Below are 24,318 nucleotides of genomic sequence, written 5' to 3'. Positions count from 1 at the left end.
ATTTGATGAATTCAAGTCAGCAGTATTTTGAATTTCTGCTAATTGATCGTTTTTTATACCGTAATTAGACTGCCTACATCAACCAGAACACGGCGCGCCCCTATCGAGGCGCGTCGGCCGGAGACCAGCATCGAGGCCATTGCACCGGTCTTGCCCGCACGGCGCGCGGTTCGGCCGCGACGGACGTCCGGCCGGAACGCCTTTTCGCGAATTTCCATTCATCAGCTCCCACAGCCATGACCGACACCCTGCCGACCTACGAGGTCTATGCCATCCGCTACGCCACCCGGGATGGCATGCGCCGCAACCACTTCATCGGCGGGGACCCGCACGACGGGCCCATGCCCATGGACTATTACCTGTGGCTGGTGCGCGGTGCGGGGCGTGAATTCGTGGTGGACACCGGGTTTGGCGCGCAGGTCGCGCAAAAGCGCGGCCGCACGCTGCTGCGCACCCCGGCCGAAGGCCTGGCGCTGATGGGCGTGGATGCGGCGCAGGTGCGCGAGGTGATCGTCACCCATCTGCACTACGACCATGTCGGCACATTCGAGGATTTCGCTGCCGCGCGCTTTCACCTGCAGGACGACGAGATGGCCTATGCCACCGGCAGGCACATGCGCCACCGGCAGTTCAACCACGGCTACGAGGTCGACGAAGTCGTGGGCATGGTGCGCATGGTCTACAAGGACCGCGTGGTGTTCCACCGCGGCGAGGCCGGGCTGGCGCCGGGCCTGTCGGTGCATCGCATCGGCGGCCACACCCATGGCCTGCAGTGCGTGCGCGTGCACACGCGGCGCGGCTGGGTCGTGCTGGCTTCGGATACTAGCCACTTCTACGAGCATTTCGAGCAGCGCCGCGTCTTCACCACCATGTTCCACGTCGGCGAGGCCGTCGAGGGCTACGCCACGCTGCAGCGCCTGGCCGACAGTCCCGGGCACATCGTGCCCGGCCACGATCCGCTGGTCATGCGGCGCTATCCGCCCGCTGCGCCCGAACTGGAGGGCATCGTCGCGCGCCTGGACGCCGAACCGACTGCCTGATCGCAATCCCACCCCATTCACTCATATGCAGAGGTTTTCGTGAGCAGTTCCAACCCCCCCTTGCTGGCCGATGCCACCCGGGACTTGGCCCGCTTCGCCGCGCAGATGCGCTACGAGGATATTCCGGCCGACGTCGTCGAACGCATGAAGACCAGCCTGCTCGACAGCATCGGCTGCTGCCTGTACGGCGCCACGCTGCCCTGGACCCGCCACGTGCAGGCCATGGTCGAGGCCGAGCAGGCGGCTCCCGCAGCCTCGCTGTTCGGCGCCGGGCTCAAGACCTCGGTGGCCAATGCCGCGCTGGTCAACGGCACGGCCGGCCATGCCTTCGAACTGGATGACATCCACAAAGAGTCCATCGTGCACGCCGGCTCCCTGGCTGTGCCGGTGGCCCTGGCCTACGCCGAACGGGATGCCGGCTGGTCGGGCCGCGACCTGATCACAGCGATGGTGGCGGGCTACGAGATCGGCACCCGGGTGGGCAACGCCGCGACCATGAGCCTGTTCTATCGCGGCTTTCATCCGCAAGGCACTTCCGGCGTGTTCGTCGCGGCGGCATCGGCGGGCAAATGCCTGGGGCTGGACGCCGCCCGCATGCAGCATGCGCTGGGCATCGCCGGTTCGCAGGCCGGCGGGCTGATGGCCGCGCAGGAGGGCGCGATGGTCAAGCGCTTTCACGCGGGCCGGGCGGCGCAGAGCGGGGTGTATTCCGCCGAACTGGCGCGGCGGGATTTCACCGGCATCGTCGACGTGCTGGAAGCGGGCTACGGGGGCTATCTGAGCGCCTATTCCGATGCGCCCGACGCCGCGCGCCTGACCGACGGATTGGGCAGCGAGTGGGAGACCGCCAAGGTCGGCTACAAGCCGCATGCGAGCGTGACCAGCATCCATGCCGCGCTGGACGCGCTCGCCCACCTGATGCGCGAGCACGCGCTGCGCCCCGGCGACGTGGCCCGCCTGGCGGTGGGCGTCAGCCGCATGACGCACGTGCATTGCGCCTGGGAATACAAGGCGCAGGGCGTGACCGCCGCACAGATGAACCTGTACTACGGCCTGGCGGTCATCGCGCACGACGGCGTGGCGTTCGTCGAGCAATACCGCCCGGACCGGCTGGCCGACCCGGCGCTGCTGGATTTCATCGGCCGCATCGAGGCGCGCGTGGACCCGGAGATCGAGGCCATGGGGCCGGCGTTCCGCCACGCCGCCGTCGTCACCGTGCACACCGGCGACGGCCGCCGTTTCACGCATCGGGTCCTGGAGCGTCGCGGCAGCCCGGAGAACCCGATCTCGGCCGCGGACGTGCAATACAAGTTCCGCAACGTGGTGGACTCCTGCCTGGGCGCAGCCGACGTCGAGCGGGTGGTCCGGCTGTCCGCGCAGCTCGAGCGGCTCGACGATCTGGGCGAACTGATTTGCATCCTGGGTGCGCCGCGCACCTGACTTTTTCCCCTTTTTCCGGACTGATTCCATGATGGCAAGAACCCTCGCCGAACAACTGGCCGCGCATTTCGGCGCATACGATGACGACGCGCTGACCGCCGGGAACCGCGCCGCCGTCAAGCGGCTGCTGCTCGACTACCTGGGCGTGGCGGTGGCCGGCAGCCAGACCGGCAGCGGCAAGGTGGCACGCGCCTACGCCGCATCCACCGGCGGGCACGGGCAGGCCACGCTGATCGGCGACGGCGCGCGCGTGCCGGCCGTGCAGGCCGCCTTCGCCAACGCCATCTCCTCGCACAGCGTGGAACTGGACGACATCGACGTGCTGGCGTTGTTCCATTTCAGCCCGCCGGTGTATTCGGCCGCGCTCGCCACGGCCGAGCAGGTCGGCGCCGACGGCCGCGCGCTGCTGGCCGCGCTGGCCGCGGGCTGCGAGATGATGGAGCGCCTGAGCAAGGCCGCCAACAACTCCCTGCGCAATCGCGGCTACCACACCACGCCCACCTGCGGCACCTTCGGCGCCACCATCGCCGCCGGCCGTCTGCTGGGCCTGTCGCAGGAGCAGATCGTATCGTCGCTGGGGCTGGCCGGCGCGCAGGCCGGCGGGCTGATGGAAATGTACGGCCCATCGATGCAGAAGCGTTTCAACCCCGGCCCGGCGTCGCGCAACGGCGTGACCGCGGCGGGCATGGCCCAACTGGGCTTTACCGGCGCGGCAACCATCTTCGAGGGCGAGCGCGGCTTTCTCGCGGCGTTCACCGACGAGAACGACCCGGGCAGGCTGGTGGCCGATCTGGGGCAGCCCTACCGCCTGGACATCGAGTTCAAACCCTACTCGTGCGCGCGGCCGATCCACAACGCCATCGACTGCGCGCTGGAAATCCGCCGCGAACACGCGCCCGACCCGGCGCGCGTGCGGCGCATCGGCATGGCACGGCACCCGGACTGGGTGCTGTACCACCAGAACGCCCGCCCCGCCACCTACCACGAAGCGCAGGTCAGCCTGCCGTATTCGGTGGCGGTGGCGCTCACCGACGGCCAGGCGCTATTTGCGCAGTACAACGACGCGCGGCTTCAGGAGCCGCTGCTGCGCCGCCTGTCCGAGCTGGTGGAGATCAGCGTGGACGAGAGCCTGCCGCGCGGCGTGTCGTGCCGCATGACGCTGGAGATGGACGACGGGGCGCAGTACGTGTCGCAGGTCGATTATCCGAAGGGCTCGATCCAGAACCCGATGTCGGACGCCGAGCTGCGCGCCAAGTTCGACAGTCTGGCCGTGCCGGTGATCGGCGCGTCCCGTGCCGCCGAAGCGGCCGCGCTGGTGGCCGACATCGAACAGTGCCGCGACGTCGGACAACTGATGCGGCTGCTCTCGCCGGCCGGCTGAGCCGCGCGCAGCATCCCCGCGCCGGTGTCCGTGCGCGCCGGCGCCACATAACGAAATACAGGAGGAAGAACATGTTGCTGCGCAAGAGTCCGTCATCGCGTTCCACCCTGTCCCGCGCACGCCGCCGTGCGCTCGGGGCGCTGGCGGTGGCGCTGGTCGCCGCCTGGGCCGGCCCCGCGGGGGCCGAAGAGCGCTATCCGTCCAAGCCGATACACCTGGTGGTGGGCTTTCCTCCGGGAGGCTCGAACGATATCGTGGCGCGCGTCGTGGCGCCTGCCCTGGGCGAGATCCTGGGCGTATCCGTGGTGGTCGAGAACCGCGCCGGCGCCAATGCGACGATCGGCACGGAATACACGGCGCGTGCGGCGCCGGACGGCTACACCATCACGCTGGGCAGCGCCAGCCCGCTCGCCATCAGCCCGCATACCTATCCCCGCCTGCCCTACGACCCGCTGAAGGATCTTGCCGGCATCACCACCGTGGCGGCCACGCCGGAGGTGCTGGCGATCAACCCCGGCGTGCCGGCCAGGACACTGCCCGAGCTGGTGGCCCTGGCCAAGACCCGCGACATTACGCTGGCCTCGGCCGGCAACGGCGGGCTGCCGCACCTGGCAATCGAACTGCTGAAGTCGGAGTCCGGCGGCCGGATCGTCCATATTCCGTACAAAGGCGGTGGCCCCGGCATGACCGATGCCGTGGGCGGCCACGTCGACGGCATCATCATGGACCTGCCCGTGCTGCACTCCATGATTACCCAGGGCAAGCTGCGCGCCATTGCCGTGACCAACGATCACCGCGCGGCCATGCTGCCCGACGTGCCGACGTCGGCAGAGGGCGGCCTGCCGTCGGTGCTGGCGCTCAATTGGTTCGCCGTGATGGCGCCGGCCGGCACGCCCAAGCCCATCATCGACACGCTGCACGCCGCACTGGTGAAGGCGGTCAACGTGCCCGAGGTCAAGGCCAGGCTGGGCCAACTGGGCATCGAGCCCTTCACCCAGTCTTCGCCCGAAGCCTTCGATGCGTTCATGCGCGCCGAGTCGGTGCGCTGGGGCGCGGTGGCCAAGGCGTCGGGCGCGACGGCCGACAACTGACGTGGAAGACGCCAATGCTGCTTGAACAACCGGGTACCCTGGGCCGTGTGCGCCTGAAGAACCGTGTCGTGATGGCGCCGATGGGCACCAACTACAGCACGACCGACGGCCTTTCCACCGAGCGCGACAAGCGCTATTACGAAGAGCGCGCCAAGGGCGGCGTGGGCATGATCATGACCGAGGCCATGGTCGTCACCGAGCATGCCCGGCCGCACCACAATTCGCTGTGCTGTTATCACGACCGCTTCATTCCCGGCCTGGCCAGCATCGTCGAAGCGATCAAGCGGCACGACTGCCACGTCTTCGGCCAGCTCAACCACCGCGGCGCGCTGCTGCGCCGCTCGGTGCTCGACATGGAGCCGGTGGGGCCTTCGCCCTGGGTCAATCCGAACACCGGCGACCAGGTGCGGGCGCTGGCGGCCGACGAGATCACGCAGATACAGAAGCTCTTCGTCGCCAGCGCCCGCCGGCTCCTGCTGGCAGGCTACGACGGGGTGGAGATCCACGCCGCCAACGGTTATTTGTTCCAACAATTCTTCAGCCCGCGCATCAACCAGCGCACCGACGCCTATGGCGGGACGCTGGAGAACCGCATGCGCTTTCTGCGCGAAACCGTCGAGCGCATGCGCGATGCCCTGCCGCAGTTGTGCCTGGTGGTGCGCCTGAGCGCCAGCGAGTTCGCCGAAGGCGGCTACAGCCGGGAGGAAATCATCGCGCTGGCCCAGGCGGTGGAACGCGCCGGCGCCGATGCCATCGATCTTTCGGGCGGCAGCAACGAAAGTCCGCAGCTCTCCAAGTTCTGCATCCAGCCGCCGTCGTTTGCGCGCGCCTGCCTGGCCGAGCACGCCAGGCCGTTCAAGCAGGCACTGGGCATCCCCGTGTTCGCGGCCGGCCGGATGGTCGAACCGGCGGATGCCGAACACATGCTGGCCTCCGGCAGCGCCGACTTCGTGTCGATCGGCCGCGCCCTGTACGCCGACCCGCACTGGTGCCTGAAGGCCTTCGGCAAGGTGCGGGCGCCCATCCGGCAGTGCATCGCGTGCAACGTCTGCTTCGAGCGCCTGACCCAGGAGAAGGACGTCTCCTGTGTGCAGAACCCGATGATAGGCACCGAGTTCGAGGCATTGGAGCACGCCGAACCGCAGCTCTTCGCGCCGCCCCGCGAAGGCCGCCGGCGCGTGCTGGTGCTGGGTGCGGGCGTGGCCGGCATCGAGGCGGCCCGCGTGCTGAAAGGGCGCGGCCACGAGGTCGAGGTCTGGGAAAAGCGCGACCGTCCCGGCGGCCAGGTGCCCCTGGCCGTCGCCTCGCCCGACAAAACCGAGGTCGAACCGGTCTGGGACTACCGCTGGCAGACCGTGCGCGCCCTGGGCGTGCCGGTGCGCCTGGGCGTGCAGGCCGATGCCGCGCGCATCCGCGCCTACGCGCCCGATCACGTCATCGTCGCCACGGGTTCCCGGCCGGCGCCGCCGCCGCTCGATCTGACCGGGCTCGATGCCGGCATCCGGGTGCTGCATGCCTGGGACGTGCTGGCCGCGCTGGACGAGGCGCATCCCGGCCTGCGCGTGACCATCGTGGGCGGCGGCATGGTGGGCGCCGAGACGGCCGACGCGCTGCGGGTGCGGGGCGTGCGCGTGACGGTGCTGGAGCGCCTGCCGGCCATCGCCACGGGCATGGCGCGCAACAACCGCTTCGAGCTGGTCGAGCGCCTGGCCGCCGACGGCGTAGCCCTGCTGACGAACTGCCGGATCGAGCGGGTGCAGGGCGGCGAGATCGAGGTCGGGCAGGGGGAGCAGCCCGCGATGCGCCTGCCCATCGGCGAGTGGCTGGTGTTCGCCACCGGCCCGCGCCCCGCGCTGGACGTGTTGGACGCCGTCCAGGCGAGCGGCATTCCCCATACCCGGGTGGGCGACTGCAGTGTGCCCGGGGATTTCCTGGCCGCGATACGCGACGGATGGATGGCCGCGCTCTGCATGGATCAGCCGGACCCCTTCCATGCGCCGTCGCGGGTACCTGAGCGAGCCGCCTGAGCGCGTCCGGGTCCCGGACGTCGCGCGGGCGCGACTCATCTATACAAGAGAGGAGACCATGATGAACACCGTAAGCAAGTTCCTGTGCGCCGGGCTGCTGCTGGCCGCGGCCGCACCCCCTGCCGTGTCGGCCGACGCGGACTATCCCCGCCGGCCGATCCGCGTGGTGGTCGCATTCCCCGCGGGAGGCAGCGCCGACATCGTCGGGCGCCTCGTCACCCAGAAAGTATCGGAGATGTCGGGCTACAACTTCGTCGTCGAAAACCGTCCCGGTGCGGGTGGCAACCTCGCCTTCGACGCGGTCGCCTCGGCGGCGCCCGATGGCTACACCGTGCTGTTCAGCACGCCGGGCATCGCGATCAACCCCAGCCTCTACAGCAAAGTCTCTTACAAAATCGGCGATTTCAAGGCCATTTCCCTGGTCGGCGAAGCGCCGCTGGTGCTGCTGGCCCGCCCGTCGCTGGGCGTGACGTCGGTGGACGAGCTGGTCAAGAGCAGCCAGGCGAGCCCGGACGCGATCCGCTTCGCCAGTTCGGGCAATGGCAGTTCCTCGCACCTGGCCGCCGAGGTGCTGCGCACGATGACCGGGCTGCAGTACCTGCACGTGCCCTACCGGGGCGGCGGGGCGGCCATGACCGACGTCGTGGGACAGCAGTTGGACATCACGGTACAGCCCATTTCCGAAAGCCTGCCTTTCATCCGCAACGGCAGTCTGGTCGCGCTGGGGCAGACCGGGCGCGAGCGCTCATCGATTGCGCCGGACATCCCGACGATTGAGGAGACCGGCGTCCAGGGCTACGCCTCGACCACCTGGTACATGCTGCTCGGCCCGGCCGGGCTGTCCCAGGACGTCATGGCGACGCTGGCCGAGAAATTCGACCAGGCTCTGCGCCAGCCCGACCTGCGCGACAGACTGCAGGGCATCGGCGTGAACCTGATCAATGGCGGGCCCGACCAGGCGCAGGCGTTTCTCGACAGCGAAACCGTGCGATGGGAAAAGCTCGTGCAGGCCGCCCGCATCCAGATCGACTAGCGTACCGGCCGCGGAAGGTGCGCAGCAATCCTGCGCGCAACCATCGGGGAAGTTCCGCGAGTACATCGATGAAACGGCATCTGAAGGAGAGGGCCGTTCAGTCGTGATCGGGGGGAGGACGCCCGTGCCGGCTCAGCCCAGCGGCAGGCGCCGGGCAATCTCGCCCACCAGCCGGCGCGCAGCCTCCTGCTTCGGCAGCCGCGGCAGGGGCTGCCTGCCGGCGTCGTCGTACAGCACCAGCACCGTGTCGTCGGCGCCCAGTGCGTCCTGGGCGATGTTGCCCACCAGCAGCGGCAGCTTCTTGCGCCTGCGCTTGTTCTCGGCGTATTCGTCCAGGTTTTCCGACTCGGCGGCGAAGCCCACGCAATAGGGCGCATCGGGCAGGGCCGCCACGGTGGCGAGGATATCGGGGTTGGTCTCGAGTTCGAGCCGGGGCAGGCCGCCGCCCTCGACCTTCTTCAGCTTGGACGTGCTGGTAGTCTTCACGCGCCAGTCGGCCACCGCGGCCACGGCAACGAAGACATCCGCCCGCGCGACTTCGGCCTCGACCGCGCGCAGCATGTCGCGCGCACTCTGCACGTTCACCCGCGTCACGCCGTAGGGCGCGGGCAGGGCGGTCGGCCCGGACACCAGGCACACGTCGGCCCCGGCCTGGGCCGCGGCGCGGGCGATGGCGTAGCCCATCTTGCCCGACGAGAGGTTGGTCAGTACCCGCACCGGGTCGATGGGCTCGGAGGTGGGTCCGGCAGTGATCAGCACCCGGCGGCCGGCGAGCACTTTGGGCTGGAAGAAGGCGAGCATCTCGGCAAGCAGCTCGTCGGGTTCGAGCATGCGCCCGTCGCCCGTCTCGCCACAGGCCTGCGAGCCGCTGCCCGGGCCCAGAACCGCCACGCCGTCCGCGTGCAACTGCGCCACGTTGCGCTGGGTGGGGGCGGCCTGCCACATCTGCCGGTTCATCGCCGGCGCCACCAGCAGCGGGCATTCGCGGGCCAGGCACAGTGTGCTGGCCAGGTCGTCGGCCAGCCCGTGCGCGAGCTTGGCCATGAAGTCCGCGCTCGCCGGCGCGACCAGGATCGCGTCGGCGCCGCGCGTGAGATTGATGTGCGCCATGTTGTTCGCCGGGCGCGGGTCCCAGGCGTCGACGTACACGTGCCGCCCGGACAGGGCCTGCATGGTCACCGGCGTCATGAAGTGCGTGGCGGCCTCGGTCATGACCACGTCGATGGTCGCGCCGTGGTCCTGCATGCGGCGCACCAGTTCGGCCACCTTGTAGCCCGCCACGCCGCCGGTCATCACGATGACGATGCGTTTGTCGGCAAGATCCATCATGTCAGCCTCCGCCCGGCCGCCCGAAGGCGCCCGAGGCCCTCGCGGGGCGCGGTGAATGTAGTGAGTGTCGGGGGGCGTCTCATGTCAGTCGCTCCCCGTGGGCTGCGCACGCCGTTCGGCCCGGGCGCGCCTCAGCTCATCGAGGATGAGCAGGATGGCGCCGCAGGTGATGGCGGTGTCGGCCAGGTTGAACGCCGGGAAGTACCGCTCGTTCCAGTGAAAGAGCAGGAAATCGACCACGTGGCCGTAGGCCAGGCGGTCGATGACGTTGCCGAGCGCGCCGCCGAGGATCAGCGTGAGCGCCATGCAGAAACCGCGCTGTTCGGCATGCCGGCGCATCAGCCAGACGATGAAGGCCGAGGCGAGCAGCCCGAGCCCGGTGAAGAACCAGCGCTGCCAGCCGTCGTGCTGGGCGAGGAAGCTGAACGCCGCGCCGCGGTTGTACAGCAGGGTGAAGTCGAAGAACGGCAGGATCGCCAGGCGTTCGCCGTAGCCGAGCAGGTTGTCGAAAACGATCTTGGTGATCTGGTCGAGCACGATGATCGCCAGCGCGATCGCCAGCCAGCCCGCGATGGGCCGGCGGGCAGCGGAAGCCGGGGCGGGGGCCGTCATATCGGTTGCTCCATGGCGCTGCGCGCCTTGCACGACGCGTGAAAGCACGCAGCGCCATCCGGGGTGCCGCGGATCCGGCTTTGCCGGTCCGCCAGCACCGCCCCCTGGGGGGCGCGCGTCAGCGCGTAAGGGGGGGCCTGCATCAGGCCGCCGTGCGCGACTCGCCCGCGCCGAAGAGGTTGTCCACGCAGCGCCCGCAGATGTGGCCGTGCGCCTCGTCCTTGCCGACGTCGGCACGATAGTGCCAGCAGCGGTCGCACTTCTCGTCGGCGGACGGGGTGACGCGGACCACCAGCTCCTCGCTCTCGCCCGGATGCACGGTGGCGCGCGAGACGATCAGCACGAAGCGCAGATCGTCGCCCAGGCTGCGCAGCAGGGCGAGGTCGTCGCCGCCGGCGTAGAGGTCCAGCTCGGCCTGCAGCGACGCGCCGATCTCGCCCGCGCTGCGCGATTGCTCGAGTTCGCGCAGCACCTGGGCGCGCAGTGTGCGCAGGCGCGTCCACTTGGCGTGGAGCACGGCCGCGTCGGCCGCCTGCGGGTTGTCGTGATAGATCTGCGTGAAGATGCTGCGCGCGGCGAGGGCGTCGTCGCCGTGCGGCAGCAAGGCCCAGGCTTCCTCGGCCGTGAACGAGAGGATGGGCGCCATCAGGCGCAGCAGCGTCTGCGTGACGTGCCACAGCGCGGTCTGCGCCGAGCGGCGGGCGTGGCTGTCCGGCGCGCTCGTGTAGAGGCGATCCTTCAGGATGTCGAGGTAGAACGAGCCCAGGTCTTCCGAGCAGAAGGTCTGCAGGCGGGCGACCGCGGGGTGGAACTCGTAGCGCTCGTAGAGCGGCAGCACCTCGGCTTGCATCTGCGCCGTCATGGCCAGCGCGTAGCGGTCGATCTCCAGGAGCTCGTCGACGGCCACGCCATTGGCGGCGAGATCGAAGTCGCTGACATTGGCCAGCAGAAAGCGCAGAGTGTTGCGGATGCGCCGATAGCTCTCGACCACGCGTTTGAGGATCTCGTCGGAGATCGACAGTTCGCCCGAGTAGTCGGTGCTCGCCACCCACAGGCGCAGGATCTCGGCGCCCAGCGTATCGGACACCTTCTGCGGCGCGATCACGTTGCCCACCGACTTGCTCATCTTGCGGCCCTGGCCATCGACCACGAAGCCGTGCGTGAGCAGCGCCTTGTAGGGCGCGCGGCCGTACATCATGCAGCTCGTGAGCAGCGAGGAATGGAACCAGCCGCGGTGCTGGTCGGAGCCTTCCAGGTACAGGTCGGCCGGCCAGGCGAGCGACTCGCCGTGCGAGCCGTGGCCATCGCCCACGCCTTGCCCCGGCGCGCCGCCCAGCACGGTGGTGTGCGTGGAGCCCGAGTCGAACCAGACGTCCAGGGTGTCCTTGTTCTTTTCGTACTGGTCGGCCTCGTCGCCGAGCAGCTCGCGCGCATCCAGGCTCTGCCAGGCTTCGATGCCGCCGCGCTCGATGCGCTGGGCGACTTCCTCGATCAGCTCGGGCGTGCGCGGATGCAGGGCGCCGGTTTCCTTGTGCACGAAGAAGGCCATCGGCACGCCCCACTGGCGCTGGCGCGACAGCGTCCAGTCGGGCCGGTTGGCGATCATGGCGTGCAGGCGCGCCTTGCCCCAGGCGGGGAAGAACTGGGTGGCTTCGATGCCGGCGAGGGCACGGTCGCGCAGCGGCAGGCCCTCGTTGGGCGCGATGTCCATGCCGGCGAACCACTGGGTGGTGGCGCGATAGATCACGGGCGTCTTGTGGCGCCAGCAATGCATGTAGCTGTGCGGATGCTTCTCCATGCGCAGCAGCGTGCCCATGTCGCGCAGGGCATCGACGATCTGCGGATTGGCCTCCCAGATCGACAGCCCGCCGAACGCCGGCAGGCTGGACGCGTAGCGGCCATCGCCCATCACCGGGCTGATGATGTCGTCATCGGCCATGCCGTGCGCCTTGCACGACTGGAAATCCTCGATGCCGTAGGCGGGCGCGGAATGGACCACGCCGGTGCCGGTGTCCAGAGTGACGTAGTCGCCCAGGTAGACGGGCGAGAGGCGGTCGTAGGCCGCGTCCAGCTTGGCGAGCGGGTGATGGAAGGCGATGTGCTCGAGCGCGGCGCCCTGGCAGGTGGCGAGTACGACGCCGGTCAGGCCCCATTGCTTCAGGCAGGCGTCGACGCGATCGCGCGCGAGTATCAGCAGCGGCCCGGTGGCCAGAGGCGGCGCCACGCGCACCAGGGCGTAGTCGATTTCCGGGTGCAGGTTGAGCGCCTGGTTGGCGGGGATGGTCCATGGCGTCGTGGTCCAGATCACGATGGCGCCGTCCTCTTCCAGGCTGTCCAGGCCGAAGGCCCGGGCCAGGGCATCCTTTTGGGCGAACGGAAAGGCCACGTCGATCGCCGGGTCGACCCGGTCGGCGTATTCCACCTCGGCCTCGGCCAGCGCCGAGCCGCAGTCGAAACACCAGTTCACGGGCTTCAAGCCACGGTACACGAAGCCGTCCTGCATGATGCGGCCGAGCACGCGCAGTTCGTCGGCTTCGTTGCCGTAGTTCATCGTGAGGTAGGGGTTGTCCCAGTCGCCCAGCACGCCCAGGCGCTTGAAGCCTTCCCGCTGGCGGCCGATCTGCTCGGTGGCGTAGGCGCGCGCCTTGGACTGCACTTCCTGTACCGACAACTGCTTGCCGTACTGCTTCTCGATCTGGATCTCGATCGGCATGCCGTGGCAATCCCAGCCGGGCACGTAGGGCGCGTCATAGCCCGCCATGTTGCGGCTCTTGACGATGATGTCCTTCAGGACCTTGTTGACCGCATGCCCGATGTGGATGTCGCCGTTGGCGTAGGGCGGGCCGTCGTGCAGCACGAAGCGCGGACGGCCGGCGCTGGCCTGGCGGATGGCCTGGTACACGCCGGTTTCCTGCCACTGCGCGACCCAGCCGGGCTCGCGCTTGGCCAGATCGCCCCGCATGGGAAAGGGCGTGTCGGGCAGATTGAGGGTCTTCTTGTAGTCCATGGCGTCGATGATTTCGCGTAAAGAGGGGCGCGCGCGGCGCGACGGAGTCCGGCCGCTGGGCGCATGACGGACGGCGGCGTGGCGGCGCCGGGCGCCGCGCACACGCCTGCGTGCCGCGTCAAATTCGGTCGGTGGCGGAGGTGGCGAGATCGGAGAGCGCGGGGTGCCCCGAGGCGAAATACGCACGCGCCTGACGTACGTCTTGCGCGATGGCCGCGGTCAGGGTGGCGAGGTCGGCGAACTTGGCCTCCTCGCGGAGTTTCTTCAGGAATTCCACGCGCGCCAGTTTACCGTAGGCGTCGCCGGTGAAGTCGAACAGGTGCACTTCGAGCAGCACGCGACCGCTGTTGGTGACCGTGGGCCGCACGCCCAGGCTCGCCACGCCTGCCTTGGGCCGCGCACCGATGCCGTGCACGCGTACCGCGAAGATGCCCGACAGCCCGGTGATCTGCGGCGCGACGTTGATGTTGAGCGTGGGAAAGCCCAACTGGCGGCCGAGCTTCAGGCCGTGCACGACGTGCCCGCTCATGTGGTAGTTGCGGCCCAGCAGGTCGGCGACGCGCTCGAGGTCGCCCGCGGCCAGCGCGGCGCGCACGTCGGTGCTGGAAATGCGCACGCCGTCGCGGTCGGTGATCGAATCCATCGAATCGACCTCGAAGCCACCATGCGCGCGCAAGAGCTGCACGTCGCCCGTGCGCTTGGCGCCGAAGCGAAAGTCGTCGCCCACCAGCAGCCAGCGCACGTCCAGCCCGGCCACGAGCAGGCGCTCGATGAAGGTCTCGGGCGGCATGGCGGCCAGCCGCGCGTCGAAGCGCTCCACCACCACCTGCTGGATGCCGCAGGCCGCGAGCGCGGCGAGCTTGTCGCGCAAGCCGCTGATGCGCGCCGGCGCCAGCTCGGGCTTGTCGAAGGTGTGGGCGAAGAACTCGCGCGGGTGCGGCTCGAAGGTCATGACCGTCGGCACCAGCCCGCGCTGCTCGGCGGCGGTGCACACGCGCGCGAGCATGGCCTGATGGCCCAGATGGACGCCGTCGAAGTTGCCGATGGTGAGTGCGCGCGGCGCGGTGGCGCCCGCAGGCGGCATGCCGCGAAAGACGCGCAGGGAGGTTGCGGAAGAGTTCACGCCCAGGAGTTTACAATTTAGCGTTATCCCGTGCCCGCCGGCCGCAAAAAAACGCGGTTGCGCGCAGGCCATTCACCGGTCGTTGTCGATCCTGCCCATTTTGTCATCCCAGAACGCTCCCGGCGCCGATTCCGCGCGCCGCATCGTCATCCTCATCTCCGGGCGCGGCAGCAACATGCGCTCCATCGTCGAGGCCTGCGTGGCCGAAGGCTGGCCCGCGCGCGTGGCCGCCGTGATCGCCAACAAGCCCGACGCCGCCGGCCTCGCGTGGGCCGCCGAGCAGGGCCTGCATACCGAGGTGGTGGCGCATCGCGAATTTTCCAGCCGCGAGGCCTTCGACGCGGCCCTGGCCGAGCGCGTGGACGCGCACCGGCCCGACCTGGTGCTGCTCGCCGGCTTCATGCGCGTGCTGACGCCCGGCTTCGTGGCGCGCTACGAGGGGCGCCTGGTCAACATCCACCCCTCGCTGCTGCCGGCCTTCCCGGGGCTGCACACGCACGCCCAGGCGCTGGCCGTCGGCGTGCAGGCGCACGGCTGCACCGTGCACTACGTGACGCCGGTGCTGGATCACGGGCCGATCATTGCCCAGGGCGTCGTGCCGGTGCTGGCGGGCGATACCGCCGATACGCTCGCCCGGCGCGTGCTCGAGGTCGAGCACAAGGTCTATCCGGCGGCCGCGCGCTGGCTGGCCGAGGGTCGCGTGCGCCTCGCGCAGGGTGTGGTGCAGGTCGATGGCGCGCCGGCGCGCCTGTTCATCCAGGAGGCCAGCCATGCCGGCTAAGCGTCCCCCCGCCCGCGGCAACCCGCCGCGCTCCGGCCGCAGCGCAAACGGCAAGCCGGCGCCGCGGACCACGCGCGTCGATCAGGTCGCCCAGGTGCTGGGCGAAATCCTGCAATGGAGCGGCCCGGCCGACGGCGTGCTGTCGCGCTGGCTGCGCGCGCATCCCAAGCTCGGCGCGCGCGATCGCGGCGAGATCGCCGAAGCGGTGTACCAGACGCTGCGCCATCTGCGGCGCTATCGGCGCTACGCCGAGAGCGGCAGCGGCCCGGCGTCGCGGCGCCTGGCCGTCCTCGGGCTGGCCGATACCCTGGGCGAAGGCGCCTGGCGCAGCGCGCTGACCGGGGCCGAGGCCGAGTGGCTCGCGCACGTCGGCCGTCTGGATGCGCAATCTTTGCCGCGCGCCGTGCGCCACAGCCTGCCCGACTGGCTGGACGACGCGCTGGGCCGCCTGGACGAGCCCGAGGCGCTGATGGCCGCGCTGAACCAGCCGGCCGCGCTCGACATCCGCGCGAACCCCTTGAAGGCCGATCGCGACGCCGTGCTCGAGGCCCTGCGCGCCGAGGCGGGCCAGCCGGGCAGCCGCATTCCGGCCGGCGAGCCCATGCCCTGGTCGCCCTGGGGTATCCGCCTGCCGGCGGGCACGCCCCTGCAGCGCTGGGAGCGCTTTCTCGACGGCACGGTGGAAGTGCAGGACGAGGGCAGCCAGTTGCTGGCCCTGCTGGTCGGCCCCAAGCGGGGCGAGATGGTCATCGACTTCTGTGCCGGCGCCGGCGGCAAGACGCTGCTGCTGGGCGCTCTCATGCGCTCGAGCGGCCGCCTGTATGCCTTCGATGTCTCGGCGGCGCGCCTGGCGCGGCTGACCCCGCGGCTGGCCCGTTCGGGGCTCTCCAACGTGGAGCCGGTGGTCATTGCCAACGAGAATGACGCGCGCGTCAAGCGTCTGGCCGGCAAGGCGCAGCGCGTACTGGTCGACGCGCCGTGCACGGGAACGGGCACGCTGCGCCGCAATCCGGACATCAAGTGGCGGCAGAACCCCGCCGCGCTCGAATCGCTCCATGCACTGCAGGCGAGCATCCTGGCCTCGGCCGCGCGCTGCGTCGCCCCGGGCGGTCGGCTGGTCTATGCCACCTGCAGCCTGTTGCCGGAAGAAAACGAGCGGCAGGCAGAGGCCTTTCTCGCTGCGCATCCGGGCTTCCGGGCGGTGCCGGCGGGCGAGATACTGGCCGGGCGCACTGGTGTTCCGCTCGACGGGCCCCATTTGAAGTTGCGCCCGGATCGCCACGGCACCGATGGCTTCTTCGCCGCAGTGTTCGAGCGAACTTCCTGAGCCTGGCGCGGTCTTAGTCATGGGCCGACGGATTTTTCTTCCGGCTCATGATGCGTGCACGCCACAGTCCCGACCCGGGCCGCCCCGTATGCGCTAGGCTAGCTACACCGGCCAGTGACCCAAGTCAAGTTGGGGCCATCTGGCTCCTTGATACCCCGTGACAAAAAGGGTATTGTCGCAGCGCGGTGCGTCCCCGTCCGACCCGGATGGGAGTTGCCGCACCGTTCGAGAGGTTATATGGAATCTGTGCTTTCCTTTCTCACCGATGGCCTGACCGGCGCTTCGTGGTGGCAGATCGTGCTGTTCACGCTCGTCGTCACGCACATCACGATCGTGGCGGTCACCGTGTTCCTGCATCGCAGCCAGGCGCATCGTGGGCTGGATCTGCATCCCATCGCGTCCCATTTCTTCCGCTTCTGGCTGTGGATGACCACCGGCATGGTCACCAAGCAGTGGGTAGCCATCCACCGCAAGCACCATGCGCGCTGCGAGCGCGAAGGCGATCCGCACTCGCCCATGGTGTACGGCATCAACCGCGTGCTGTTCACCGGCGCCGAGCTCTACCGCATCGAAGCCCAGAACCGCGAAACCATGGCCAAGTTCGGCCACGGCACGCCGGACGACTGGATGGAGCGCAACGTGTATTCGCGCTACACCACGCTGGGCATCTTCAGCATGCTCGCCATCGATCTCGCGCTCTTCGGCGTGCTCGGCCTGACGGTCTGGGCCGTGCAGATGGCGTGGATCCCGTTCTGGGCCGCCGGCGTGGTCAATGGCATCGGCCACTTCTGGGGCTATCGCAACTACGCCAGCCCGGACACCAGCACCAACGTGTCGCCCTGGGGCATCATCATCGGCGGCGAGGAACTGCACAACAACCACCACGCCCATGCCACCTCGGCGCGCTTCTCGGCCAAGTGGTACGAGTTCGACATCGGCTGGATGTACATCCGCATGATGCAGTCCGTCGGGCTGGCCAAGGTGCGTCGCGTTGCGCCGCGTCCCCAGAAGCTCGACGCCGCCAAGCCGGCGGCCGACCTGCAGACCCTGCAGGCGGTGATCACCCACCGCTACGAGATCATGGCCGGGTACGCCGACATGCTCAAGCAGGCTTGCCGCGAGGAGATCTCCCGCCTCAAGAAGACGGCGCCCCACGACAAGGGCTGGCATCCGCTGCGCAAGCTGCAGTCGAGTCTGCGTCGCGGCGACGGCGTCCTGAAGGACGACGATCACCGCGCCGAGATCGACAGCATCGTCGCCCAGCATGGCGTGCTCGCCACCCTGGTGCAGATGCGCAACGAGCTGTCGCGCATCTGGGAAAGCTCGAGCGCTTCCAGCGAGAAGCTGCTGCACGATCTTCAGGACTGGTGCGCGCGCGCCCAGCAAAGCGGGATCAAGCAGCTCGAAGACTTCGCGACGCGCCTGCGCCTCTACGCTGCATGACGATGTACCCAGGTTGACGGGCGTCGGCTCTGCCTTCGCCCGTACCTGAAAAACCCCCGAGGTTGGCATGCCAGCCCCGGGGGTTTCTTTTTGTATGTCGAACCGCCGGATATGTCCGCCTGCGTGCGGATCGTGGCCCGGACGATGACGGTGCGTGCATCGGCGGGGCGCGTACGTAATCCCCTTGCGTGAGAGAATGAAACCATCGGTGAGCGCCGTCCACGACGCTTGCCGAGGGTTCCGACAATAACGACAAGGAGGGGCATGTGGAACTGACGTTGGAATTGGTCGCCGAAGGCCTGCAGTTTCCCGAAGGGCCGGTTGCGATGGCCGATGGATCGGTATTGTTCACCGAGATACGCGGCGGTACGGTCTCGCGCGTGCGCCCCGGACGGGAACGGGAAGTCGTGGCGGAACTGGGGGGCGGACCCAATGGCCTGGCCATCGGCCCGGACGGCGCACTCTACGTGACCAACAACGGCGGCTCGTTCGACTGGATCGACCAGGACGGGCTGACCATTCCCGGGCCCGCCCCGTCCACCCATGAGGGCGGCGCCATCCAGCGCCTCGACCTGGATACCGGCAAGGTGCGTACGCTCTACACCGAATGCGACGGCCATCGCCTGATCGGCCCGAACGACCTGGTGTTCGACAGGCAGGGCGGTTTCTGGTTTACCGATCATGGCTCGGGCAGCCACGCGGAGCGCAGGTTCGGGCGGCTGTATTACGCGCTGCCCGACGGCAGCCGCATCGTCGCCGCCACCCCGCACCTGCTGGCGCCCAATGGCGTGGGTCTGTCTCCCGACGAGAAGACGGTCTATGTGGCCGATACCTACCTGGGCAGGCTGTGGGCGTTCGACATCGTGGAGCCCGGCGTCGTACGGCCGGTGTCGGCGGTAGAGCCCGGCCGTGTGGTGGCCAACCTGCAGGGCGTCCAGTACCTGGACAGCCTCGCGGTGGAGGCCGAAGGCAACGTGTGCGTGGCTACGCTGGTCAATGGCGGCCTCACCATCTTCGACCCGCATACCGGCGGCACCGAGCATCTGGCCGTGCCCGACATGTTGTGCACCAACCTGTGCTTCGGCGGCCCCGACATGCGGGATGCATGGATCACCGCGTCCGGTACCGGCAGGCTGTACAAGACGCGCTGGCCGAGGCCGGGCCTGAGGCTGAATTACAACGCTTGAGGCGGGCGGGGCCCCGCGCAGGCGGCCCCGCGGGGGCGTCAGGCGGCTTCGCGCGCCTCTTCGTCCGCCGTCACGTCCGATTTCAGATGGCGGTTGACGGCGGTCAGGACGGCGTGAAAGGACGCCGTCACGATGTCGCGGTGCACGCCCACGCCGAAGCCGGTGGGCGAGTCCCCCAGGCGCAGCTCGATGTAGCTGGCGGCCTTGGTGTCGGTCCCGGTGCCGATGGCATGTTCGTGGTAGTCCATGATGCGTACCGGCAGGCCGAGCGCATCGACGAAGGCCGAGATGGCGCCGTCGCCTTCGCCCTTGACGATGCGGCGTTCGCCGTCGACCTCGATTTCGGCTTCGACGCGGAACTGATGGCCCGCGACGCCGCCGTCCTCGTCACCGGCGATCTGGTGGCGGATGAGGCGCCATGGCGCCCGCTGCTCCAGATATTCGCTGGAGAACAGCGTGTACACGTCCTCGGCCGTGACTTCGCGGCCGGTCTCGTCGGTGACGCGCTGCACGGCGCGGCTGAATTCGATCTGCAGGCGGCGCGGGAGATCCAGGCCGTGCTCGCTGAGGAGCAGATAGGAGACGCCGCCTTTGCCCGACTGGCTGTTGACGCGGATGACGGCGTCGTAGGTGCGGCCGAGATCGGCCGGGTCGATCGGGAGGTAGGGGACTTCCCACACGCCGTCGGCCTTCTGCTGGGCAAAGCCTTTCTTGATGGCATCCTGGTGCGAGCCGGAGAATGCGGTGAACACGAGGTCGCCGGCGTACGGATGGCGCGGATGGACGGGCAACTGGTTGCAATATTCGGCACAGCGGCGGACTTCGTCGATGTCGGAGAAGTCCAGGCCGGGATGCACGCCCTGGGTGTAGAGGTTCAGTGCGAGGGTGACGAGATCGACGTTGCCGGTACGCTCGCCGCTGCCGAACAGGCAGCCTTCGATGCGGTCCGCGCCCGCCATCACGGCGAACTCCGCGGCGGCGACGGCCGTGCCGCGATCATTGTGCGGGTGCACGCTGAGGATGATGGATTCGCGATTGGCGAGGTTGCGATGCATCCACTCGACCTGGTCGGCGTACATGTTGGGCGTGGTCGCCTCGATGGTGGCCGGCAGGTTGAGGATCATCTTGCGCTCGGGCGTGGGCTGCCACACGCTGGCCACGGCCTCGGAAACGTCCTTGGCGAACTCGGGCTCGGTGGTGCTGAACACCTCGGGCGAATACTGGTAGACCCACTCCGTCTCGGGGTGCTGCTCGGTGAGGCGCTTGATCGTCTTGGCGCCGTCGACCGCGATCTGCTTGATCTCGTCCTTGGCCATGCCGAACACGATGCGGCGAAACGCCGGCGCCACCGCGTTGTAAAGATGCACGATCACGCGCCGGGCGCCCACCGCCGACAGGACGCTGCGCTCGATGAGATCGTCGCGCGACTGGGTCAGCACCTCGATGGTGACGTCCTCGGGGATGCGCTTCTCGTCGATGAGCTTGCGCACGAAATCGAAATCCGTCTGCGAGGCGGAAGGGAACCCGACTTCGATTTCCTTGAAGCCGATCTTCACGAGCTGCTCGAAGAAGCGGAGCTTGCGCTCGACGCTCATCGGCTCGATCAGCGACTGGTTGCCGTCGCGCAGGTCGGTGCTCATCCAGATCGGGGCCTGGGTGATGCGGCGGCTCGGCCAGGTGCGCTCGGCGTAATCGCGCGTGAACGGGACGAACGGGACGTATTTGGTTGCGGGGTTCTTCAACATGGGTGACTCCTGCGTTGCGGCATTCGAAAACGGTCGATCGCGCACCGGCTGGCGGGTGCGTGCGAATGTGGCGACGGAATGCGGCTGCCGAACTGCCACGAGCGCGAGGCTCAGCAGCCGATCGGTAGGTGTAGCAGGAAGCGGGCGGAAAGCCGCGAGGAGGCAGGACCGGGCGCGGCGCAGCGAACCGACGAGCCAACCCGGCCGGGCGCATGGGGCGCGGCAGCATTATGGGGTTGGACGCAAAGGCGGTTCATGGTGCGGCTTGGACGATGCCCGGTTGACGGTGTGGAGTTGGCGGGGCCAATGGGAACGATAGCCGCTATTTACCCACATTCGAACCGCTTTGGCAAGCCGCGCGGGGGATGGATCGACCGCGCGAGGGCCCTGCTACGGGCCGGTGCCAATGGTCCAAAGCGGCCGCGGGTGCTAGTATGCGCCGCACGCTTTCGATATGTTCCAATTTGTTCCGGAGACTCCCATCATGCAACGTCGTTCCTTCCTCAAGAAGGCGAGTCTGGGCGCCGTCGCGGGTTCCGCGGCCGTCGCGGCACCCGTCTTCGCGCAGGACGCCCCCACGCTCAACTGGCGCATGCCGACCAGCTTCCCGCGCAGCCTCGAGGCGCTGTATGGGGTGGGCGAACTGATGTGCCGTTACATCGGCGAGGCCACCGGCGGCAAGTTCAACATCCGGCCCTTCCCGGGCGGCGAGATCGTGCCCGCCCTGCAGGTGCTCGATTCCGTGCAGAACGGTACCGTCGAATGCGGCCAGACCGTGTCGTACTACTACTACGGCAAGGACCCCACGCTGTGCTTCGACGCCGCGGTGCCGTTCGGCCTCAACGCCCGCCAGATGAACGCCTGGATGTTCCAGGGTGACGGCATGAAGCTCACCCGCGAGATGTTCAAGGCCTACAACATCGTCAACTTCCCGATGGGCAACACCGGGGTGCAGATGGGTGGCTGGTTCCGCAACGAGATCAAGTCCGTCGAAGACCTCAAGGGCCTGAAGATGCGCACCGCCGGCTTCGCCGGCGAGGTGCTCTCGCGCATGGGCGTGGTGCCGCAGCAACTGGCCGGCGGCGACGTCTATCCGGCGCTCGAGAAGGGCACGCTGGATGCCGTCGAGTTCGTCGGCCCCTACGACGATGAGAAGCTCGGCTTCAACAAGGTTGCGCGCAACTACTACTATCCGGGCTGGTGGGAAGGCGGTCCGCAGATCTCGCTGTACGTCAACGAGAAGTCCTGGGAAGCCCTGCCCAAGAGCTACCAGGCGGTCATCGAGACGGCTTCGCGCCTGGCGCTGGTCGAGACGCTGTCGCGCTACGATGCCTGGAACGCCCCCGCGCTGCGCCGTTTGATCGCCAACGGCGCCCAGTTGCGCGCCTTCCCGCGCGAAGTGATGGATGCATCCTGGGATGCAGCCAACGCCGTGTACAAGGAGTTCAGCGACCGCGATCCGAAGTTCAAGGCCATGTACGACAACTACATGTCCTTCCGCGACTCCTCGGTGCCCTGGTTCCGTGCCGCCGAAGGCGCCTATGACCAGTACCTCTCGGCCGCGCTGAGCCGCGCGCGCTGAGCGCGACGCAGCCTGTCGCCCAACGACAAAGGGCGCCCCGCGGGGCGCCCTTTGTCGTCGATGGCACCCGCCGCCGTCCGCCGGCTCGCCACCCGCTGGCCGGACACCAATCGGCGAGCAGGGGGCGGTGGCGTCCCCCCGCGCCGGCTCTGTTTGCGGGAACGTCGGGCGGCTATCATGTGTCCCATGCCCATGCGTGCCCCTGTCATCACCCGTCTGCGTCGATGCGTCGTCGCGCTGCTCGTTCCCGCGCTGCTGGTTGGCGCCGCACCGGCCCGTGCCCAGCCGGCTGGCCTGCCCGATCTGGGCGACACGGCGGCCGTGGAGCTTTCGCCGCGGCTGGAGCAGCGCCTGGGCGAGGCGATCATGGCCGACGGCCGGCGCGATCCGACCTATGTCGACGACCCCGCCATCCGCCAGTACCTGACCACCCTGGGCCGCGATCTCGCGGCGCGCGGCAGCGGCGTCGCCTCGGTCGAGGTCTTCGCCATTCGCGATCCCAGCATCAACGCGTTCGCCATGCCCGGCGGCTACATCGGCATTCATTCCGGCCTCGTGCTCTCCACGCAGAACGAGTCGGAACTGGCCGGCGTGGTGGCCCACGAAATCGGCCACGTCGGCCAGCGCCACGTCGCGCGGCGCATGGCCCAGCAGAACCAGAGTTCGATGCTGCTGCTGGGCATGATGGCCGCGGCGCTGGCGGCGGCGGCGGCGGGGGCCGGCGACCTGGCGCAGGGCGCGGCGGTGTTCGGCCAGGCGGCCGCGGTCAATTCCCAGCTATCGTTCTCGCGCGATGCCGAGCGCGAAGCCGACCGGGTCGGCCTGCAGATGATGACCGCGGCCGGTTTCGATCCGGCCGGCATGAGCAGCATGTTCGGCCGCATGGCGCAAAGCGGGCGCTTCAACACCGGCGCCGGCCCGAGCTATGCCAGCACGCACCCCATGAGCATCGAGCGCATGTCCGACATGCAGAACCTGTCGCGTGCCTCGGCCGTGCAGGCGCCGCGCCAGTCAGATACGTACTGGTTCGTTCGCGCCAAGCTCGCAGTGCTGCAGTCGGGCTACAGCCGCGCCGCCGACCCGGTCGGCATGCTGCGCGCCGAGGCATCCTCGCACAGCGGGGCGCGGGCGGCCGCCGCCCATTACGGCGTGGCCTACGGGCTGTTACAGCGGCGCGATCCGGCCGGCGCGCGCGCCGCCTGGCAGCAGGCTGTCGCCGAAGGCGTGCAGCATCCCATGCTGGATCAACTCGGTGCCGAGCTCGATCTGGCGGAGAACAACGTCGCGGCCGCCACCCAGCATGCCCAGGCTGGCGCCGCACGCTGGCCGCAGGATCGCGCACTCGCCATCACCGAGGCGCGCATGCTGCAGCGCGCCGGGCGCGACGCCGAGGCCGTGCAGAAACTCGAGCCGCGCCTGGAGCAGTGGGGCAGCGACGAGCCCGTGCTGTACCGCATGGCGGCTGAGAGCCTGGCCCGTCTGGGCGACCCCGTGCGCGAGAAGCGCTACATGGCCGAGTACTACGCCCTGGTGGGCGCCTTGCCCGCTTCGCTGATCCAGTTGCAGCAGGCGCGCGCGGCGACCCATGAGTTCCATGAGCAATCGGTGCTCGATGCACGGATCGCCGAGACCAAGCGGCGCATCGAGGACGATCGCGCGTTCACCCAGAAGTTCGAACGCTAGCCGGCCCGGACGCCAGGCGCGGGTTCAGGCTCTGCTCGGCCGCCCGAAGGAGGTTGGAGTTCCTTGGGGGGCCGCGAACGCAGTGGGCGTGGGGGGCTTCTTTTCAGCGCTGCACGCCATCCCGACGGATGACACTGCGGCGATGCGATCCAGGGCTCAGCGGATCCGGCTTGTAGGGTGCAGGTGCTGGGGCGGGGGGCCCGAGCAAGAAGCCGCAGCACGGGCAGGTCGGCTCGTGCCGCGGCGGCTCGATCAGTCCTCGAATACGTCGTCCAGCACCGTCGCATCCAGCACGCGCAGCAGCCAGGCCTGGAAGGTGTCGGCCGACGCGGTCTGCACGCGCTCGCGGGCGGCCTGGGGCAATGGACCGAAGCGGCGTTCGAGCAGCGACAGCAATATCTGCTGCATGCCGAGCAACCGACCTTCTCGCCGTAGGTGTATTCGTACAGCAGGCGCAGCAGCCGCGTCTTGCGCGCCAGCCGGGTTT

At 68.8% G+C, this 24,318-nt stretch carries 18 protein-coding genes; 12 read left to right on the top strand and 6 right to left on the bottom strand.

The features are described from left to right. The first annotated feature begins 236 nt into the window (after positions 1–236). From FOZ76_RS26515 to FOZ76_RS26490, 6 genes are all read left to right on the top strand, one after another. Positions 237–1,040, top strand: a complete 804-nt coding sequence (locus FOZ76_RS26515) for an N-acyl homoserine lactonase family protein (RefSeq protein ID WP_143951313.1) — start codon at positions 237–239, stop codon at positions 1,038–1,040. Between the two features lie 39 nt (positions 1,041–1,079). Next, the gene (locus FOZ76_RS26510; protein WP_143951312.1) at positions 1,080–2,480 is read left to right on the top strand and encodes an MmgE/PrpD family protein; all 1,401 of its coding nucleotides are present in this window, start codon (positions 1,080–1,082) and stop codon (positions 2,478–2,480) included. Between the two features lie 28 nt (positions 2,481–2,508). Next, complete coding sequence (locus FOZ76_RS26505; protein WP_143951311.1) at positions 2,509–3,861, top strand: MmgE/PrpD family protein; 1,353 nt, start codon at positions 2,509–2,511, stop codon at positions 3,859–3,861. 71 nt (positions 3,862–3,932) lie between these two features. After that, positions 3,933–4,952 (top strand): Bug family tripartite tricarboxylate transporter substrate binding protein, encoded by a 1,020-nt coding sequence (locus tag FOZ76_RS26500; protein ID WP_143951310.1) that lies wholly within the window; start codon positions 3,933–3,935, stop codon positions 4,950–4,952. 14 nt (positions 4,953–4,966) lie between these two features. Further along, positions 4,967–6,979 (top strand): NAD(P)/FAD-dependent oxidoreductase, encoded by a 2,013-nt coding sequence (locus FOZ76_RS26495; protein ID WP_143951309.1) that lies wholly within the window; start codon positions 4,967–4,969, stop codon positions 6,977–6,979. A 58-nt stretch (positions 6,980–7,037) separates the two neighbouring features. Further along, on the top strand, positions 7,038–8,012 hold the full coding sequence (locus FOZ76_RS26490; RefSeq protein ID WP_170235645.1) for a Bug family tripartite tricarboxylate transporter substrate binding protein: 975 nt from the start codon (positions 7,038–7,040) through the stop codon (positions 8,010–8,012). A 132-nt stretch (positions 8,013–8,144) separates the two neighbouring features. Here FOZ76_RS26490 and coaBC read toward each other — a convergent pair whose 3' ends face one another. From coaBC to FOZ76_RS26470, 4 genes are all read right to left on the bottom strand, one after another. Then, positions 8,145–9,341, bottom strand: a complete 1,197-nt coding sequence (gene coaBC, locus FOZ76_RS26485) for a bifunctional phosphopantothenoylcysteine decarboxylase/phosphopantothenate--cysteine ligase CoaBC (RefSeq protein ID WP_143951307.1) — start codon at positions 9,339–9,341, stop codon at positions 8,145–8,147. Positions 9,342–9,425: 84 nt separating this feature from the next. Then, positions 9,426–9,953 carry a signal peptidase II gene (gene lspA / locus FOZ76_RS26480; protein ID WP_143951306.1) on the bottom strand — a complete coding sequence of 176 codons (528 nt, stop codon included), beginning with the start codon at positions 9,951–9,953 and terminating at the stop codon, positions 9,426–9,428. Positions 9,954–10,095: 142 nt separating this feature from the next. Continuing rightward, the gene (gene ileS, locus FOZ76_RS26475; protein ID WP_143951305.1) at positions 10,096–12,960 is read right to left on the bottom strand and encodes an isoleucine--tRNA ligase; all 2,865 of its coding nucleotides are present in this window, start codon (positions 12,958–12,960) and stop codon (positions 10,096–10,098) included. A gap of 118 nt (positions 12,961–13,078) precedes the next feature. Further along, complete coding sequence (locus FOZ76_RS26470) at positions 13,079–14,044, bottom strand: bifunctional riboflavin kinase/FAD synthetase (RefSeq protein WP_246129798.1); 966 nt, start codon at positions 14,042–14,044, stop codon at positions 13,079–13,081. A 214-nt stretch (positions 14,045–14,258) separates the two neighbouring features. Between FOZ76_RS26470 and purN the strand changes: the two genes are divergently transcribed. The 4 genes from purN to FOZ76_RS26450 all read left to right on the top strand — a co-directional run bounded on the left by purN (position 14,259) and on the right by FOZ76_RS26450 (position 18,821). Further along, on the top strand, positions 14,259–14,864 hold the full coding sequence (purN, locus tag FOZ76_RS26465) for a phosphoribosylglycinamide formyltransferase (protein WP_246129797.1): 606 nt from the start codon (positions 14,259–14,261) through the stop codon (positions 14,862–14,864). Between the two features lie 94 nt (positions 14,865–14,958). Continuing rightward, complete coding sequence (locus FOZ76_RS26460; protein ID WP_211366566.1) at positions 14,959–16,191, top strand: RsmB/NOP family class I SAM-dependent RNA methyltransferase; 1,233 nt, start codon at positions 14,959–14,961, stop codon at positions 16,189–16,191. Between the two features lie 237 nt (positions 16,192–16,428). Continuing rightward, the gene (locus tag FOZ76_RS26455; protein WP_143951301.1) at positions 16,429–17,634 is read left to right on the top strand and encodes a DesA family fatty acid desaturase; all 1,206 of its coding nucleotides are present in this window, start codon (positions 16,429–16,431) and stop codon (positions 17,632–17,634) included. Positions 17,635–17,900: 266 nt separating this feature from the next. Then, on the top strand, positions 17,901–18,821 hold the full coding sequence (locus FOZ76_RS26450) for an SMP-30/gluconolactonase/LRE family protein (RefSeq protein WP_211366549.1): 921 nt from the start codon (positions 17,901–17,903) through the stop codon (positions 18,819–18,821). 38 nt (positions 18,822–18,859) lie between these two features. On the opposite strand, the gene leuA is transcribed toward FOZ76_RS26450, so the two are convergent. Next, the gene (gene leuA / locus FOZ76_RS26445; RefSeq protein WP_143951300.1) at positions 18,860–20,566 is read right to left on the bottom strand and encodes a 2-isopropylmalate synthase; all 1,707 of its coding nucleotides are present in this window, start codon (positions 20,564–20,566) and stop codon (positions 18,860–18,862) included. 484 nt (positions 20,567–21,050) lie between these two features. On the opposite strand from leuA, the gene FOZ76_RS26440 reads away from it, so the two are divergent. Together FOZ76_RS26440 and FOZ76_RS26435 are read left to right on the top strand one after the other, a co-directional pair. Then, positions 21,051–22,148, top strand: coding sequence for a TRAP transporter substrate-binding protein (locus tag FOZ76_RS26440; RefSeq protein WP_143951299.1), 1,098 nt, complete (start codon positions 21,051–21,053; stop codon positions 22,146–22,148). Between the two features lie 192 nt (positions 22,149–22,340). After that, positions 22,341–23,831 (top strand): M48 family metalloprotease, encoded by a 1,491-nt coding sequence (locus FOZ76_RS26435; protein WP_170235644.1) that lies wholly within the window; start codon positions 22,341–22,343, stop codon positions 23,829–23,831. Positions 23,832–24,083: 252 nt separating this feature from the next. Here the strand turns inward: FOZ76_RS26435 and FOZ76_RS26430 are convergent, their stop codons facing one another. Continuing rightward, entirely contained in the window at positions 24,084–24,248 is a 165-nt protein-coding gene (locus FOZ76_RS26430; protein WP_281283054.1) for a hypothetical protein, read from the bottom strand. Positions 24,249–24,318: the final 70 nt, after the last annotated feature.

The sequence above is a fragment of the Verticiella sediminum genome (genome assembly GCF_007558815.1).
GTDB classification, from domain to species: domain Bacteria; phylum Pseudomonadota; class Gammaproteobacteria; order Burkholderiales; family Burkholderiaceae_B; genus Verticiella; species Verticiella sediminum.
This window is presented reverse-complemented; position numbering and strand designations above follow the sequence as displayed.